Source organism: Microbacterium croceum (genome assembly GCF_023091245.1).
Lineage (GTDB): Bacteria > Actinomycetota > Actinomycetes > Actinomycetales > Microbacteriaceae > Microbacterium > Microbacterium croceum.
Genome location: NZ_JAHWXN010000001.1, coordinates 1219006 through 1232195, shown reverse-complemented (window position 1 = coordinate 1232195; position 13190 = coordinate 1219006). Strand labels below are relative to the sequence as shown.

The window sequence follows — 13190 nt, the reverse complement described above, 5'->3', positions numbered from 1 at the left end:
GCACCACCACCGCCGGCACCACCACCGAGTGCACGGCCTGGCGTCGAGTGCACGACCTGCCGACGCTGCGGACCCGTGCACTCGCGCGGATGCCGTGCACTCGACGAACGACGCGGCACTCGCATGAGCACCCGCAGTGTCGCCGCGGTCGACCTCGGCGCGACCAGTGGACGCGTCATGATCGGGCGCATCGGCGAGGGCGTGCTCGACCTCGAGCTCGTGTCGCGCTTCCCGAACGGTCCTGTCGAGCGTGCGGACGGCCTGCACTGGGACTTCGGCGCGCTGTACGAGCACGTGCTCGACGGGCTCGCCGAGGCGGTGCGCCGGGAGCCGGGCATCGAGAGCATCGGCATCGACTCATGGGCCGTCGACTACGGCCTGGTGAAAGACGGCGAACTCCTCGCAGAGCCCTTCCAGTACCGCGATGAGCGCACCGTCCGCGGTGTCGAGGAGGTGCACTCCATCGCGTCTTTCCCCGAGCTGTATGCGTGCAACGGACTGCAGTTCCTACCGTTCAACACGCTGTACCAGTACCGGGTCGAGACGCACCTCGCCGAGGCCGACACCGCGCTGCTGATCCCCGATCTGATCGCGTTCCTGCTCACCGGCACCGCCGCCGCAGAGCGCACGAACGCCTCGACCACCGGCCTGCTCGGCGTCGCGGACAGCGAGTGGGACACGGCGCTGGCAGACCGCCTGGGCATTCCGCCGCGCATCCTGCCGACGTTGATCGACCCCGGCGCGACCATCGGCCGCCTGCGCCCCGAGCTCGCCGCACGCATCGGCAAGGATCTGCCGGTGATCGCGGTCGGCTCGCACGACACGGCATCCGCTGTCGTCGCCGCTCCCCTGTCGACGCCGCACTCGGCGTACATCTCGTGCGGCACGTGGGGGCTGGTCGGCATCGAGCTCGCCGCGCCGGTGCTGACGGATGCCGCGCGCGAGGCCAACTTCACGCACGAACTCGGCGTCGACCGCCGCTACCGCTTCCTTCACAACGTCACCGGGCTCTGGCTGCTCAGCGAGACCGTGCGCGCGTGGGAAGCGGAGGACGGCTCGGCCATCGACCTCCCCGCGCTCCTCGCCGCCGCCTCCGAGGTCAGCGGCGACGTGCCGCTCTTCGATGCCGACGACCCCAGCCTCAGCACCCCCGGCGACATGCCCGCGCGCATCGCTGCACTGCTCGGCGCGGATGCCCCCGCCTCGAGGCCGGCGTTCGCCCGCTCGATCGTGGAGTCGATCGCGACCGCGTTCGCGCAGGCCGTGCAGACCGCGGCTGATCTGTCCGGTCGCGAGCTCGACCGCATCCACCTCGTCGGGGGCGGCTCGCTGAACCGCCTGCTCTGCCAGGCCACGGCGGACCGCACTGGACTGCCGGTGTTCGCGGGGCCGGTGGAGGCCACCGCACTCGGCAACGTGCTCGTACAGGCCCGCGCCCTGGGCGCCGCACCCTCGTCGCTCGAGGAGCTGCGCGCGCTGGTCGCCGCGACGCATGAGCCGGAGCGCTTCGAGCCGCAGGCCTGACAGCAGCCTCGCCCCGCGCTGGCACCGCTGCTGGCCCGCGGCACATGTGATGCCGTGCGCACGTGGCGCACGTGGCGCACGACCGACCGCACATGCGGGCACGAACACCCGCCCTTCCCGATCTAGCGGACGTTGCCGTTCGAGCAGGTCTGCTGGGCGGCCGAGTTGCCCTTGATCGTGTTCGGCAGCGCGACGACGTTCTCCGGGGTGGCCGTGGGATCCGGCGTCACCTCTTCGGTCGGGGCCGCGGGTTCCTCGACGACCACGCCGTCGTTGCTGGTGTTCTCGTGCGTGATCTGCAGCTGGGCGTTGGCCTCGATCGCGTCCCAGAGCGCCGTGGCCGCTTCGGTGTTCGGCACGACCTTGTTCGGGTCGGCGTAGTCCGCACCGGTCGGGTACTGCACGAAGACGATGTCCTCGAACGGCACCTCCTTGACCGCGAGGGCGATCTGCACGATCGTCATCGGGTTGTTGGCGAGCGAGGTGCTCGCCTCGAGGTTGCTCAGCGCGGTGTTGGCCAGCTTCAGCATGACGGGCACGTTGCCGAGCACTTCGCCGCTGATGAGCTTGCGCGCCAGGCTCGACATGTACTGCTGCTGGTTGCCGATGCGCCCGAGGTCGCTGCCGTCGCCGACACCATGACGCGTGCGCAGGAACTGCAGCGCCTGCAGCCCTTCCACCGTGTGGGTACCTGCCGACATGTCGAGACCCGTGTAACGGTCCCTGATCGGGTTCGCCAGGCACACGTCGACGCCGCCGATCGCGTTGGTGATCTCGATCACGCCGCCGAACGTGACGGATGCCGCGAACTGCACCTCCTGGCCGCTGAGCTGGGAGATGGTCTGCACGACGCAGTTGAGACCGCCATCGCTGTACGCCACGTTGAGCGGCTGCTTGCTCATGGCCGAGTGGACGTTGCCCTCGTCGTCGGTGCACTCCGGGATCGGGATCATGAGGTCTCGGGGGAAGCTGACGACGGTGATCCGGCGCGGCTCCTCCGAGACGTGCACCAGGAGGTTCACGTCGTTGAGCGACCCCTCGGAGTCGCTGCCGCTGCACCGCTCACCGAAGAGCGAGGCGTACTTCTCCTCGCAGGTGTCGACGCCGGCGAGGACCATGTTGAAGCCGCCCTCGTACTCGCCGATGTTCGGCGGAACGGCTTCCTGCCCGTCGAGGTCGACGGCGTTGGCCGCGACGGTGCTCGAGAAGTCGTAGGCGATGTATGCGGCTACACCCACGCCGCTGACGAGCACCACGGCGAGGCCGATCGCGATGAACTTGAGCAGCTGGCTGACCGGTCCGGGGCTGCGGAGCTGGCCGTGCCGTGCGATGGTGCGACGGCGGCGGGTGGATTCGCTCACTCGGGGCCTTTCGGATCGGCGTGCGGTGCGGGGTCACCGTGCTCGTAATGCGGAGGGTGTGGGATTCGAACCCACGAGACATCTCTGCCCACTGGTTTTCAAGACCAGCTCCATCGGCCGCTCGGACAACCCTCCTCGACAGACGCATCTGTCGACAAGGCGTGAGTCTAGCCGAGTTCTATTGTCCCGCGCGCACCTGAGCGGGTGCTGGAAGCGTGCCCAGCGCCATCGCCAGCCCTCCGTCGGCCACATCGCCGGTGACCTCGGAGGCGGCGTCCTTGACCACATCGGGCGCCTGCCCCATCGCCACCGCGCGTCCGCCGAGCGCCCGGGCCCAGCCGAACATGCCGATGTCGTTGCGTCCGTCCCCGGCGACCAGCACGCGTTCCTCGGGGAGGCCGAGCGCGACGCGCACCTGCTCCAGCGCCGTCCCCTTGTCGACGCCCTGCGGGGCGATGTCGAGCCAGGCGGTCCAGCCGATCGCGTAGGAGACCTCGTTGAGGCCCGCGTCGGCCACCAGACGGTGAAAGTCCTCCTCGTCGTGTCCCGGCGAGACCACGACGACGCGGGAGACGGGCTCCGCGGCGAGCTCGTCGAAACTCACCCGGCGTCCACCGTCGAGCGTCCAGTCGTCGAGCTGCTCGGTGTACAGCCGCTGCCCCGAGGCGAGCTCCACCATGTAGCGGGCTTCGGGAAGACGGTCGCGCAGCAGCGCGAGCACAGGAGCCGGGTCGAAGGTCTCGACGTTCCATCGCTCCCACTCGGCACCCACGCGCCGCATCGTGACCGCACCGTTGGAGCACACGACGTACTCCGCCGTCAGTCCGAGCTCCTCGACGTAGCGCCGAGTCGCCATCCAGCTGCGACCCGTGGCGATCGTCACCTCGTGCCCGGCATCGCGCACGCGGGCGACGGCCTCCGGTACGCCGGGGCTCATCGTCTCGTCCTGCAGCAGGATCGTGCCGTCGACGTCGAGCCCGACCAGCCACGGAGCGGTCATTCGGACCCCTGTGCCGATCGATGCGTCGGCTCGATCACTTCGAGCCCGCCGAGGTATGGCCGCAGCACTTCGGGAACCCGCACCGAACCATCCGCCTGCTGATGCGTCTCGAGCAGAGCGACGATCCAGCGTGTGGTGGCCAGCGTGCCGTTCAGCGTCGCGACATGCTGGGTCTTCGCCTCGCGCCCCGGGGTCGCCGAAGCATCGGCGGCCGGCCGGTGTCGCACATCGAGCCGACGCGCCTGATAGGTGGTGCAGTTCGAGGTCGAGGTGAGCTCGCGGAACGCGCCCTGGGTCGGGACCCACGCCTCGATGTCGTACTTGCGTGCGGCGCTCGAGCCCAGGTCGCCGGCAGCGACGTCGATCACGCGGTAGGCGAGCCCGAGCGAGGTGAGCATCTCCTCCTGGAGTGCGACCAGCCGCAGGTGCTCGGCCTCGGCATCGGCGGGGTCGATGTAGACGAACATCTCCAGTTTGTTGAACTGATGCACGCGGATGATGCCGCGGGTGTCCTTGCCGTGCGAGCCGGCCTCGCGGCGGTAGCAGGTCGACCATCCGGCGTAACGCAGGGCGCCATCGGACAGGTCGACGATCTCGTCCTTGTGGTAGCCGGCGAGCGCGACCTCGCTGGTACCGACCAGGTAGAGGTCGTCGTCCTTGTCGAGGTGGTAGACCTCATCGGCGTGCTCGCCGAGGAAGCCGGTCCCCTGCATGATCTCCGGGCGCACGAGCGTGGGAGTGATCAGCGGGACGAAGCCGTTCTGCAGAGCCTTGTCGAGCGCGAGGTTCATGAGGGCGATCTCGAGACGCGCACCGATGCCGCGGAGGAAGTAGAACCGGGCGCCGGAGACCTTGGCTCCGCGCTCCATGTCGATCGCGCCGAGGATCTCCCCCAGCTCGAGGTGGTCGCGAGGCTCGAAGTCGAACGACGGCACGTCGCCGACGCGGCGCAGCTCGACGAAGTCCGCCTCGCCCCCCGCAGGAACACCATCGATGACGACGTTCTCGATGCGGGCGAGCGCTGCAGCCGCCTCATCCGCTGCCGCTCCGGCCGCCTGCTGGGCGAGCTTGACGCGCTCGGCGAGGTCCTTGACCTGCGCGACGAGCGCGGCCTTCTCCTCTTTGGGGGCCTTGGCGACCTGCTTGCCGAAGGCGTTCTGCTCGGCGCGCAGCTCCTCGAACGCGGCGAGCGCCGCGCGGCGCGATCGATCGGCCTCGAGTGCGACGTCGACGGTGCCCTGGTCGTTGCCACGGGCTGCCTGTGAACGGCGGACGATCTCCGGGTGTTCGCGGAGGAGTGCGAGGTCGATCATCCATCGATTCTACGGTGCCCGTCTGAGGCCGATTCCCGGCGCAGAGCGCCTCGTCGACCCCGGATGTCACACCTTCGACGCGGCGACGTCTTTCTCCACAGTGGTCGTCATCCCGCCGACCCGCATGAAAGGACGCCCATGAGCACTCCCGTCACCTCCCTGGACCAGCTGAACCTGGCTTTCGCCGACCGGTTCAACGCCCGCGACCTCGAGGGGCTGATGGCGCTGAACGCCCCCGCCGTCGTCTTCGTCCCCGCTCCGGGTCAGCCCGTCACGGGTGAGGATGCCGTGCGCGGCGCGCTCGAGCAGTTCCTCGGCCTGAACCTGCCGATCGTGATGAACGTCCGCCACGTGTTCGAGCATGACGGCGTGGGCCTCGCCGTCGCCGATTGGACGATCGACGGCACCGCTCCCGACGGCTCGCCGATCGCGCTCGCCGGCACGACCGCCGACGTCGCTGTGCACGATGAGACGCACGGATGGCGCTACGTGATCGACAACCCCTTCGGCACCGCGTGACCTGCGGGGAGGCCGTCCGGCCGGCCGGTCTCCCTCAGTCCGCCTCCATCCCCGACTTCCGGCAGGCCGACATCGCCTTTCGCGCACGGGAGATCCGCTGCCGCGCGGCTGCCGGCTCGATGCCCAGACGATCCGCCACCTCGGTGGTCGACAGTCCATCGACCACCGTCAGCAGCAGCGGCGCGCGCAGCGATTCCGGCAGAGCGCGCAGAGCCGACAGGGCGCCGTCGAGCAGCACTCTGATCTCGACGACTCCGGCCACACTCCCGGGGTCGGGCGTCGCGTCATCGAGCACGGCCTCCGGATGCCGCGCGCGGTGTCGCGCGAGGTCGATGGCGACGTTGCGCGCGATCGCGTCGAGCCACGAGCAGAGTCGTCCCGGTTCTGGCACCTCGAGGTGCTCGATCGAACGCCATGCCCGCAGCAGCGCGGTCTGCGCCGCATCGTCGGCATCGTCCACCGGCACCCCGAGCGAGATGCTGCGGCGCCGAAGCCGCTGCGGCTCGTCGGCGAGCATCGTCGAGAGGAGTGTGCGCCCCTGATTCCCGTCCACGTGCGGTGTCCGCTCGCCCATCTGCCTCTCCTCCTGCCGCGCCCGCCCGACCGTGAAGGGGTGGGGTCGGGTGCGGGTTTAGAGTAGCGCCATGACGAAGCGCGCTTCCGCTCGACGCCAGGCGGCGCTCGTCTACAACCCCATCAAGGTCGACGAGAAGCACCTGCGCGCGGCCGTGCGGGACCTGAGCCGCGAGGCCGGGTGGGAGCATCCCGCGTTCTACACGACCACGATCGAGGATGCCGGGCAGGCCGCCACCGCCGAAGCACTCGCCCGCGGGGTGGACGTCGTCCTCGTCGCCGGTGGCGACGGCACGGTGCGCGCGGTGTCCGAGGCCATCGCGAACACCGGGGTCCCGCTGGCGATCCTGCCCAGCGGCACGGGCAACCTCCTCGCCCGCAACCTCGGCCTGCCCCTCACCGATCCCGCCGAGATGATCCGTGCGGCGCTGGGCGACCACCGACTCCCGATCGACATCGGCTGGGCCCGGATCACACGCGAGGACGGCAGCGACACCGAACATGCCTTCGTTGTGCTCGCGGGCATCGGCTTGGATGCCGACATGATCGCGAACACCCGGTCTGATCTGAAGAAGTCGGTCGGATGGATCGCCTACGTCGACGGGGCCGCGCGCTCACTCGCCGGAGCGAAGCCGTTCCGCGCCGTCTACCAGATCGACGAAGGACGTCTGCACAGCACCAAGGTGCACAGCATCCTGTTCGCGAACTGCGGCACGTTGCCCGCGGGCATCGCGCTGATCCCGGACGGGTCGATCACCGATGGCACGCTCGACGTCGCCGTGATCCAGCCGACCGGGATGCTCGGCTGGCTCGGGGTGTGGCGCAAGATCTGGTGGGACAACTCGGTACTGCGGCGGTTTCGGGCCGGACGCCGCGTGCTGGAGCGCCGCGGGAAGGACGCCTCGGTGCACTACTTCCGCGGACTCGCCGCCGAGGCCGCCGCATCGACACCGATCCCCATCGAACTCGACGGCGATGAGTTCGGCGAAGCCGGGCGCATCACCTGCCGCGTCGACCCCGGCGCGCTCCTGCTGGCGCTGCCGGCCGGGCACCGGATCATCTCGTCCTGACCCGCGCGACGCGGGTCAGCTGACCGTGACGTCGCCCTCGAGTCCGCCGCCGACGAGCGTGAGCGTGAAGCCGTCGTCGTCGATCTGGTCGTCGCCGAAGCTGACGATCGTGGCGCGCGGGGCCATGTCCATGGTGCACGCCTTGGTGTCATCGGTCACGAAGGTCACCGTTCCAGAGCTGCCGGAACCCTCCACCGACTCGATCACCGGAGGGCACGACGACGATCCCCAGGTCAGCAGCACGAGGTTGCTGTCGTCGACCCACCCGGCCGAAGGCAGGTACTCGGTCGATGATCCCGGCGTGCCGGCGAAGGCAGCGTTGCCGTCCAGGTCCACGTCCTCGACCAGGTCGCCGTAGGTGACCTTCAGGGTGACGTCGGATGTCGGGTCGACACCCTCGGGCAGCGCCCCCACGCTCGCGCGCGGCGCCATGTCGGCGGTGCATGCCTTCTCTGCGCCGTCGTCGCCCCTGGGCTCGACCAGTGTCACGGTCACGTTCTGACCGGATCCGGTGACCTCGTCGACCTGCGGCACGCACGTCGACGAGCCCCACGTGACGACGGCGAACATGCGTCCGTCGTCGAGCAGCGTGCCCTCGATGTCGTTCGCATCGTCGTTGCTGTCAGCGCTCGGCGCCGGAGAGCTCGTCGGCGACTGGGCTCCTGGGCCGGCCGTGCATCCGGCGACGAGCAGCGCCGCTGCGAAGACACCGGCGACGGATGTGAGGACACGCAGCGGGGAGGTCATGCCACCAGGGTACTGGCGGGGTCTCCTCGGCGCACCTCTCAGGCGGACTCTCGCCACACCACGGCGCACTCCAGGATCCGACTCTCCGTCGAGGGGGCCTCTCTGCGCAGCTGCGCGAGCACGGATTCGGCGGCGGCCCGGCCGAGCTCATTCGCCGACTGCCGCATGGTGGAGAGAGGAGGGTCGCAGCGCAGCGCCCACGAGCTGTCGTCGAACCCGACGATCCCCACGTCCGCAGGGATGCGCTTCCCCGCGGCCTGCAGCACGTCCATGGCCCCCGCCGCGACCGCGTCGCTCGCGGCGAAGACACCGTCGATGTCGGGACACGTCTCCAGCAGCGCGCGCATGCCGGCCTGCCCGTCGGCATAGGAGTACAGCGGAACGCGCTGCACGAGGCGAGGATCGAAGTCGTTGCCCCTGGCGTCGACGAATCCGGCCAGGCGATCGGCACCCGAGTCGCGATCCAGCGCGGCGGCGATCATCCCGATGCGCTGCCGTCCGGTCGCCGCGAGCCGCCGGGTGATCTCGCGTGCCGCTCCTCGGTTGTCGATCGCGACGTAGGCCGCGTCGCCGATGTCGTGCGGATGACCGACGAACGTCGCGGGCAGGTCGAGCTGCGCGATGGCCTTGGTGATCGGATCCCCTTCGCGGGCGGACACGACGATGACGCCGTCGATCAGGCCGCCGGTGAGGTAGCGGGCGAGCCGCTCGATGTCACGAGCCGAATCGGCGATGAGGAAGGAGAGCTGGTAGTCCGCCTCGGACAGCGCCGCATTGGCGCCCAGCAGGATCGCCCCGATGTTGGGGTCTTCGATGAAGAGCGAGTGCGGCTCGTGCACGATCAGGCCGATCGCCTGCGTGCGCTGCATCACCAGACTCCGGGCCGCGCGGTTCGGCACGAATCCGACCTTCGCGATCGCGGCCTCGATCGCCGCACGGGCCTCGTTCGACACGTACGGCTGGCCGTTGAGGACGCGGCTGACCGTGCCTCGGGACACTCCCGCCTCGGTCGCCACGTCCTTGACCGTCGCCCGGTGCCTGCGCTCGTTGCTCATCAGCACTCATCGTATGTGCACGCGCACACCTGGAGGTTGTTGTTGACACCGCGGAGTGGGGATGTTTAGTCTGTACACGTTCACAGAGTCTCAGCGCCGAGAATTCGCGCTCCACGCTGTGCACGTTCACAGATCTGAGGAGCGCATGACCACCCCCGCACGGCCCTTCACCCACGACGGCATCGCCTTCGGCTGCGACTACAACCCGGAGCAGTGGACTCCCGAGGTGTGGGACGAGGACATCGCCCTGATGCGGGAGATCGGCGTCGACCTGGTCGCGATCAACATCTTCGGATGGGCGCACATCGAGCCCCGCGCCGGCGAGTACGACTTCTCCCGCCTCGACGACATCATCGCGCGACTGCACGCCGGCGGCATCCGGGTCAACCTGGGAACCGGCACCGCCTCTCCCCCGGCGTGGCTCACCACCGCGCACCCCGAGATCCTGCCCATGGTCGAGGACGGCACGCGGCGCTACCCCGGCGGACGCCAGGCGTTCTGCCCCAGCTCGGCGATCTTCCGCACCGCCGCACTCTCGCTGGTCGAGCAGGTGGCCCGGCGCTACGGCGATCACCCCGCCGTGGAGCTGTGGCACGTGTCGAACGAGCTCGGGTGCCACAACGCCCTCTGCTACTGCGACGAGAGCGCCGCGGCCTTCCGCCTGTGGCTTCGCGAGCGGTATCAGGACATCGGCGCCCTCAACGCGGCGTGGGGCACCTCGTTCTGGAGCCAGACGTACCGCGAGTGGTCCGAGATCCTGCCCCCGCGCGCCACCCTGTCGCTGCGCAACCCCGGTCAGACGCTGGACTTCCACCGCTTCAGCTCGGACCAGCTGATCGACTACTACCGGGCAGAGGCCGAGGTCATCCGCCCGCTCAGCCCGCGACCGATCACGACCAACTTCATGGTCACCACCCACATCGAGAACCTCGACTACTGGTCGTGGGCCGATGACATGGACATCGTGGCGAACGACCACTACCTCGACCACCGCCTCGCCGACCCCACCTCCGAGCTCGCCTTCAACGCCGATCTGACGCGCGGGCTCGCTCAGGGCGCACCGTGGCTGCTGATGGAGCACTCCACCGGTGCCGTGAACTGGCAGCCGCTCAACCTGCCCAAGGGCGATGGCGAGCTGCTGCGCAACTCCCTCACCCACGTGGCCCGCGGCGCGGACGGCATCTGCTTCTTCCAGTGGCGCGCGTCGGTGCAGGGCAGCGAGAAGTTCCACTCCGCGATGCTCCCGCACGCCGGCACCGACACCGCCGTCTGGCGTGAGGTGTCGGAGCTCGGCGCCACGCTGGGACGCCTGTCGGAGGTGACCGGCTCGCGCGTCGAGGCGCACGCGGCGATCGTCTTCTCCTGGGAGGCCTGGTGGGCGACCGATGCCGACGCCCGCCCTAGCCATTCGATCGGGTACCTGGATCAGATGCACGCCGCCTACACGGCGCTGCACGACCTCGGCATCACCGTCGACATCGTGCGCCCCGGCAGCGACCTCGACGGCTATCGGCTGGTGGTCGTGCCCGGTCTGCACCTCGTGCGCACGGAGGACGCGACAGTCATCACCGACTGGATCGCCGCGGGCGGAACCGCCCTGGTCACGTTCTACAGCGGCACGGTCGACGAGCAGGATCGCATCTTCACCGGTGGCTACACCGGCCCGTTCCGCGACGCGCTGGGCGTGCGCATCGAGGAGTTCGCCCCGGTCGCGGCGGGCACGGTCGTGCGCCTGAGCGACGGCTCGGACGCACGCCTGTGGTCGGAGCGGGGACGCGCCACCACCGCCGAGGTGGTGGCCTCGTTCACCGGAGGCGCCGCCGACGGCTCCCCCGCGATCACGCGCAACAGCTGGGGTGGGGGGACCGCGTGGTACCTCGCCACGCTCCCGAACGCCGACGCCTACCGCGACCTGATGGCGCGCATCGTCGCCGACGTCGGCCTCACGCCACCGGCATCCGTCATCGGCGAACTCGGCGCACTCGAGCTCGTGCGGCGCCGCGGCGCGGACCAGTCCTATCTGTTCATCGTCAACCACGGTGCCGCGGAGGTGACCGTCGACGCCACCGGCCTCGACCTCGTCACCGAGACAGCGGTGGACGGGCACGTCGTCGTGCCGGCCGGAGCCGTGCGCATCATTCGAGAGGAGTCGATCGCATGACCGCCACACAGCTGCTCGTCACCGAGTCGGGGAGGGGGCGAAAGCAACCAGGTCGTCGATTCACCCCGCACAAGGGCGCGATCACGTTCTTCGCCGGCCCGTTCGGCGTGCTGTTCCTGCTCTTCTACCTCATCCCGATCGGCTACGCGATCTACCAGTCGCTGCTCGTCGTCGAGCGCGAGGGCACGTACGGTCAGCCGCAGCAGGTGTTCGGCGGGTTCACGCAGTACGCCAATGTCTTCGCGAACGCTCCGTTCTGGGAGTCCGTGGGTCGGGTGCTGCTGTTCGGCATCGTCCAGGTGCCCGTGATGCTCGGCCTGGCACTTCTGTTCGCGCTGCTGCTGGATTCCCCCGTGCTGAAGGGCAAGAAGTTCTTCCGCCTCGCGTTCTTCGCACCGTACGCGGTGCCCGGTGTGATCGCCGCGATCATGTGGGGTTTCCTCTACTCCCCCAACCTGTCGCCGTTCACCGACGTCACGCGCTCGATCGACTTCCTCTCCCCCGAGATGGTGCTGTGGTCGATCGCGAACGTCGTGACCTGGGTCTTCGTCGGCTACAACATGCTGATCATCTACTCCGCCCTTCTGGCGATCCCCGCCGAGGTCTACGAGGCGGCGCGGCTCGACGGCGCCGGGCAGATCCGCATCGCCTGGTCCATCAAGATCCCGATGGTCGCCCCTGCCCTCGTCCTCACCACGGTGTTCTCGATCATCGGCACCTTCCAGCTCCTCGCCGAACCCCAGGTGTTCCGGTCGTTCAGCGCTGCCGTGTCGAGCACGTTCACGCCGAACATGACCATCTACGCCACCAACTCGATCCCGAACACGAACCTCGCGGCCGCCTTCTCGGTGGTGCTGGCACTGGCGACGTTCATCCTGTCGTTCACATTCCTGAAGATCTCCCAGCGGAAGGCTGAGCAATGAGCATGCTGACTCTGAAGCGCGGCGCGACCGCCGACGATCTGAGCCCACGCGGGCCTCGCGAGAGCCTCATCTCCCGCGGCGCCGCGATGTTGATCATGGGCGTGTTCACGCTCTACTTCCTCACGCCGATCTGGTGGCTCTTCATCGCATCCACCAAGGACCGCGGCGATCTGCTCACCACGGCTCCGCTCTGGTTCGCGGACTGGAACCTGTTCGAGAACATCGGCGACCTCTTCACCTACGACGGCGGCATCTATCTGCGCTGGATCCTCAACAGCATCGGCTACGCCGGCCTCGGCGCCCTGCTCGCGACGGTGTTCGCCGGCATGTGCGGCTATGCGCTGGCGAAGTACACGTTCCCCGGACGCGAGCTGTTCTTCAACGTCGTGCTGGGCGGCGTGCTCGTTCCGGCCACGGCACTCGCGCTGCCGCTGTTCCTGCTGTTCAGCCAGGTCAACCTCACGAACACGTTCTGGGCGGTGCTGCTGCCGAGCATCGTGAGTCCGTTCGGCGTGTACCTGACGCGCATCTTCGCCTCGGCGTCGGTGCCGGACGAGCTCATCGAAGCCGGCCGTCTGGACGGCGCCGGCGAGGTGCGCACGTTCTTCACGATCTCCGTCCGACTGATGACCCCCGCGCTGATCACGGTCTTCCTTTTCCAGTTCGTCACCATCTGGAACAACTTCTTCCTGCCGCTGATCATGCTGCGCAGCCAGGAGCTGTTCCCCATCACCTACGGACTGTTCGCGTGGAACACGCAGCTCAACCAGATCCCTGAACTGCGCACCTATGTGCTCGTCGGGTCGTTCCTGTCGATCATCCCGCTGATCATCGCGTTCCTGATGCTCCAGCGGTTCTGGCAGAGCGGCCTCGGCAACGGCTCTGTGAAATGACTCACGCCGCCGGACCCCGGCGGCCTCCCTGTACACCCGAAACACCCACCG

General features: G+C 68.9%; 12 protein-coding genes and 1 tRNA gene. 6 read left to right on the top strand and 7 right to left on the bottom strand.

What is annotated here, in order from left to right; genetic code table 11:
- Positions 1-123 precede the first annotated feature (123 nt).
- Positions 124-1524, top strand: a complete 1401-nt coding sequence (locus KZC51_RS05770) for a rhamnulokinase (protein ID WP_247629056.1) — start codon at positions 124-126, stop codon at positions 1522-1524.
- 122 nt (positions 1525-1646) lie between these two features.
- Here KZC51_RS05770 and KZC51_RS05765 read toward each other — a convergent pair whose 3' ends face one another.
- From KZC51_RS05765 to serS, 4 genes are all read right to left on the bottom strand, one after another.
- Entirely contained in the window at positions 1647-2885 is a 1239-nt protein-coding gene (locus KZC51_RS05765) for an LCP family protein (RefSeq protein ID WP_247629055.1), read from the bottom strand.
- A gap of 50 nt (positions 2886-2935) precedes the next feature.
- A tRNA-Ser gene (locus KZC51_RS05760) sits at positions 2936-3020 on the bottom strand.
- A gap of 43 nt (positions 3021-3063) precedes the next feature.
- Complete coding sequence (locus KZC51_RS05755) at positions 3064-3885, bottom strand: HAD family hydrolase (protein WP_247629054.1); 822 nt, start codon at positions 3883-3885, stop codon at positions 3064-3066.
- Entirely contained in the window at positions 3882-5198 is a 1317-nt protein-coding gene (gene serS, locus KZC51_RS05750) for a serine--tRNA ligase (protein WP_247629053.1), read from the bottom strand. The genes KZC51_RS05755 and serS overlap by 4 nt, the downstream gene beginning before the upstream one ends.
- Before the next feature lie 138 nt (positions 5199-5336).
- Between serS and KZC51_RS05745 the strand changes: the two genes are divergently transcribed.
- Complete coding sequence (locus tag KZC51_RS05745) at positions 5337-5717, top strand: YybH family protein (protein ID WP_247629052.1); 381 nt, start codon at positions 5337-5339, stop codon at positions 5715-5717.
- A gap of 34 nt (positions 5718-5751) precedes the next feature.
- On the opposite strand, the gene KZC51_RS05740 is transcribed toward KZC51_RS05745, so the two are convergent.
- Positions 5752-6291 (bottom strand): RNA polymerase sigma factor, encoded by a 540-nt coding sequence (locus KZC51_RS05740; RefSeq protein ID WP_247629051.1) that lies wholly within the window; start codon positions 6289-6291, stop codon positions 5752-5754.
- Positions 6292-6361: 70 nt separating this feature from the next.
- Here KZC51_RS05740 and KZC51_RS05735 point away from each other — a divergent pair, with 70 nt between their 5' ends.
- Entirely contained in the window at positions 6362-7360 is a 999-nt protein-coding gene (locus tag KZC51_RS05735) for a diacylglycerol/lipid kinase family protein (RefSeq protein ID WP_247629050.1), read from the top strand.
- 15 nt (positions 7361-7375) lie between these two features.
- Here KZC51_RS05735 and KZC51_RS05730 read toward each other — a convergent pair whose 3' ends face one another.
- Both KZC51_RS05730 and KZC51_RS05725 read right to left on the bottom strand, forming a co-directional pair.
- The gene (locus KZC51_RS05730; protein WP_247629049.1) at positions 7376-8107 is read right to left on the bottom strand and encodes a hypothetical protein; all 732 of its coding nucleotides are present in this window, start codon (positions 8105-8107) and stop codon (positions 7376-7378) included.
- 38 nt (positions 8108-8145) lie between these two features.
- Positions 8146-9162, bottom strand: coding sequence for a LacI family DNA-binding transcriptional regulator (locus KZC51_RS05725; RefSeq protein WP_247629048.1), 1017 nt, complete (start codon positions 9160-9162; stop codon positions 8146-8148).
- Between the two features lie 145 nt (positions 9163-9307).
- On the opposite strand from KZC51_RS05725, the gene KZC51_RS05720 reads away from it, so the two are divergent.
- From KZC51_RS05720 to KZC51_RS05710, 3 genes are read left to right on the top strand one after another with little or no spacing between them, the layout of a single operon-like run.
- Positions 9308-11323, top strand: coding sequence for a beta-galactosidase (locus tag KZC51_RS05720; RefSeq protein WP_247629047.1), 2016 nt, complete (start codon positions 9308-9310; stop codon positions 11321-11323).
- Positions 11320-12246, top strand: a complete 927-nt coding sequence (locus KZC51_RS05715) for a carbohydrate ABC transporter permease (RefSeq protein WP_247629046.1) — start codon at positions 11320-11322, stop codon at positions 12244-12246. Before KZC51_RS05720 ends, KZC51_RS05715 begins: the two co-directional genes overlap by 4 nt.
- The gene (locus KZC51_RS05710; protein WP_247629045.1) at positions 12243-13139 is read left to right on the top strand and encodes a carbohydrate ABC transporter permease; all 897 of its coding nucleotides are present in this window, start codon (positions 12243-12245) and stop codon (positions 13137-13139) included. Before KZC51_RS05715 ends, KZC51_RS05710 begins: the two co-directional genes overlap by 4 nt.
- The last annotated feature ends 51 nt before the right edge of the window (positions 13140-13190 follow it).

Excerpts from the sequence above, each read along its gene's own strand:
- KZC51_RS05770 (WP_247629056.1), top strand. The coding sequence starts at position 124 with ATGAGCACCCGCAGTGTCGCCGCGGTCGACCTCGGCGCGACCAGTGGA.
- KZC51_RS05755 (WP_247629054.1), bottom strand. The coding sequence starts at position 3,885 with ATGACCGCTCCGTGGCTGGTCGGGCTCGACGTCGACGGCACGATCCTG.
- serS (WP_247629053.1), bottom strand. The coding sequence starts at position 5,198 with ATGATCGACCTCGCACTCCTCCGCGAACACCCGGAGATCGTCCGCCGT.
- KZC51_RS05745 (WP_247629052.1), top strand. The coding sequence starts at position 5,337 with ATGAGCACTCCCGTCACCTCCCTGGACCAGCTGAACCTGGCTTTCGCC.
- KZC51_RS05740 (WP_247629051.1), bottom strand. The coding sequence starts at position 6,291 with ATGGGCGAGCGGACACCGCACGTGGACGGGAATCAGGGGCGCACACTC.
- KZC51_RS05735 (WP_247629050.1), top strand. The coding sequence starts at position 6,362 with ATGACGAAGCGCGCTTCCGCTCGACGCCAGGCGGCGCTCGTCTACAAC.
- KZC51_RS05730 (WP_247629049.1), bottom strand. The coding sequence starts at position 8,107 with ATGACCTCCCCGCTGCGTGTCCTCACATCCGTCGCCGGTGTCTTCGCA.
- KZC51_RS05725 (WP_247629048.1), bottom strand. The coding sequence starts at position 9,162 with ATGAGCAACGAGCGCAGGCACCGGGCGACGGTCAAGGACGTGGCGACC.
- KZC51_RS05720 (WP_247629047.1), top strand. The coding sequence starts at position 9,308 with ATGACCACCCCCGCACGGCCCTTCACCCACGACGGCATCGCCTTCGGC.
- KZC51_RS05715 (WP_247629046.1), top strand. The coding sequence starts at position 11,320 with ATGACCGCCACACAGCTGCTCGTCACCGAGTCGGGGAGGGGGCGAAAG.
- KZC51_RS05710 (WP_247629045.1), top strand. The coding sequence starts at position 12,243 with ATGAGCATGCTGACTCTGAAGCGCGGCGCGACCGCCGACGATCTGAGC.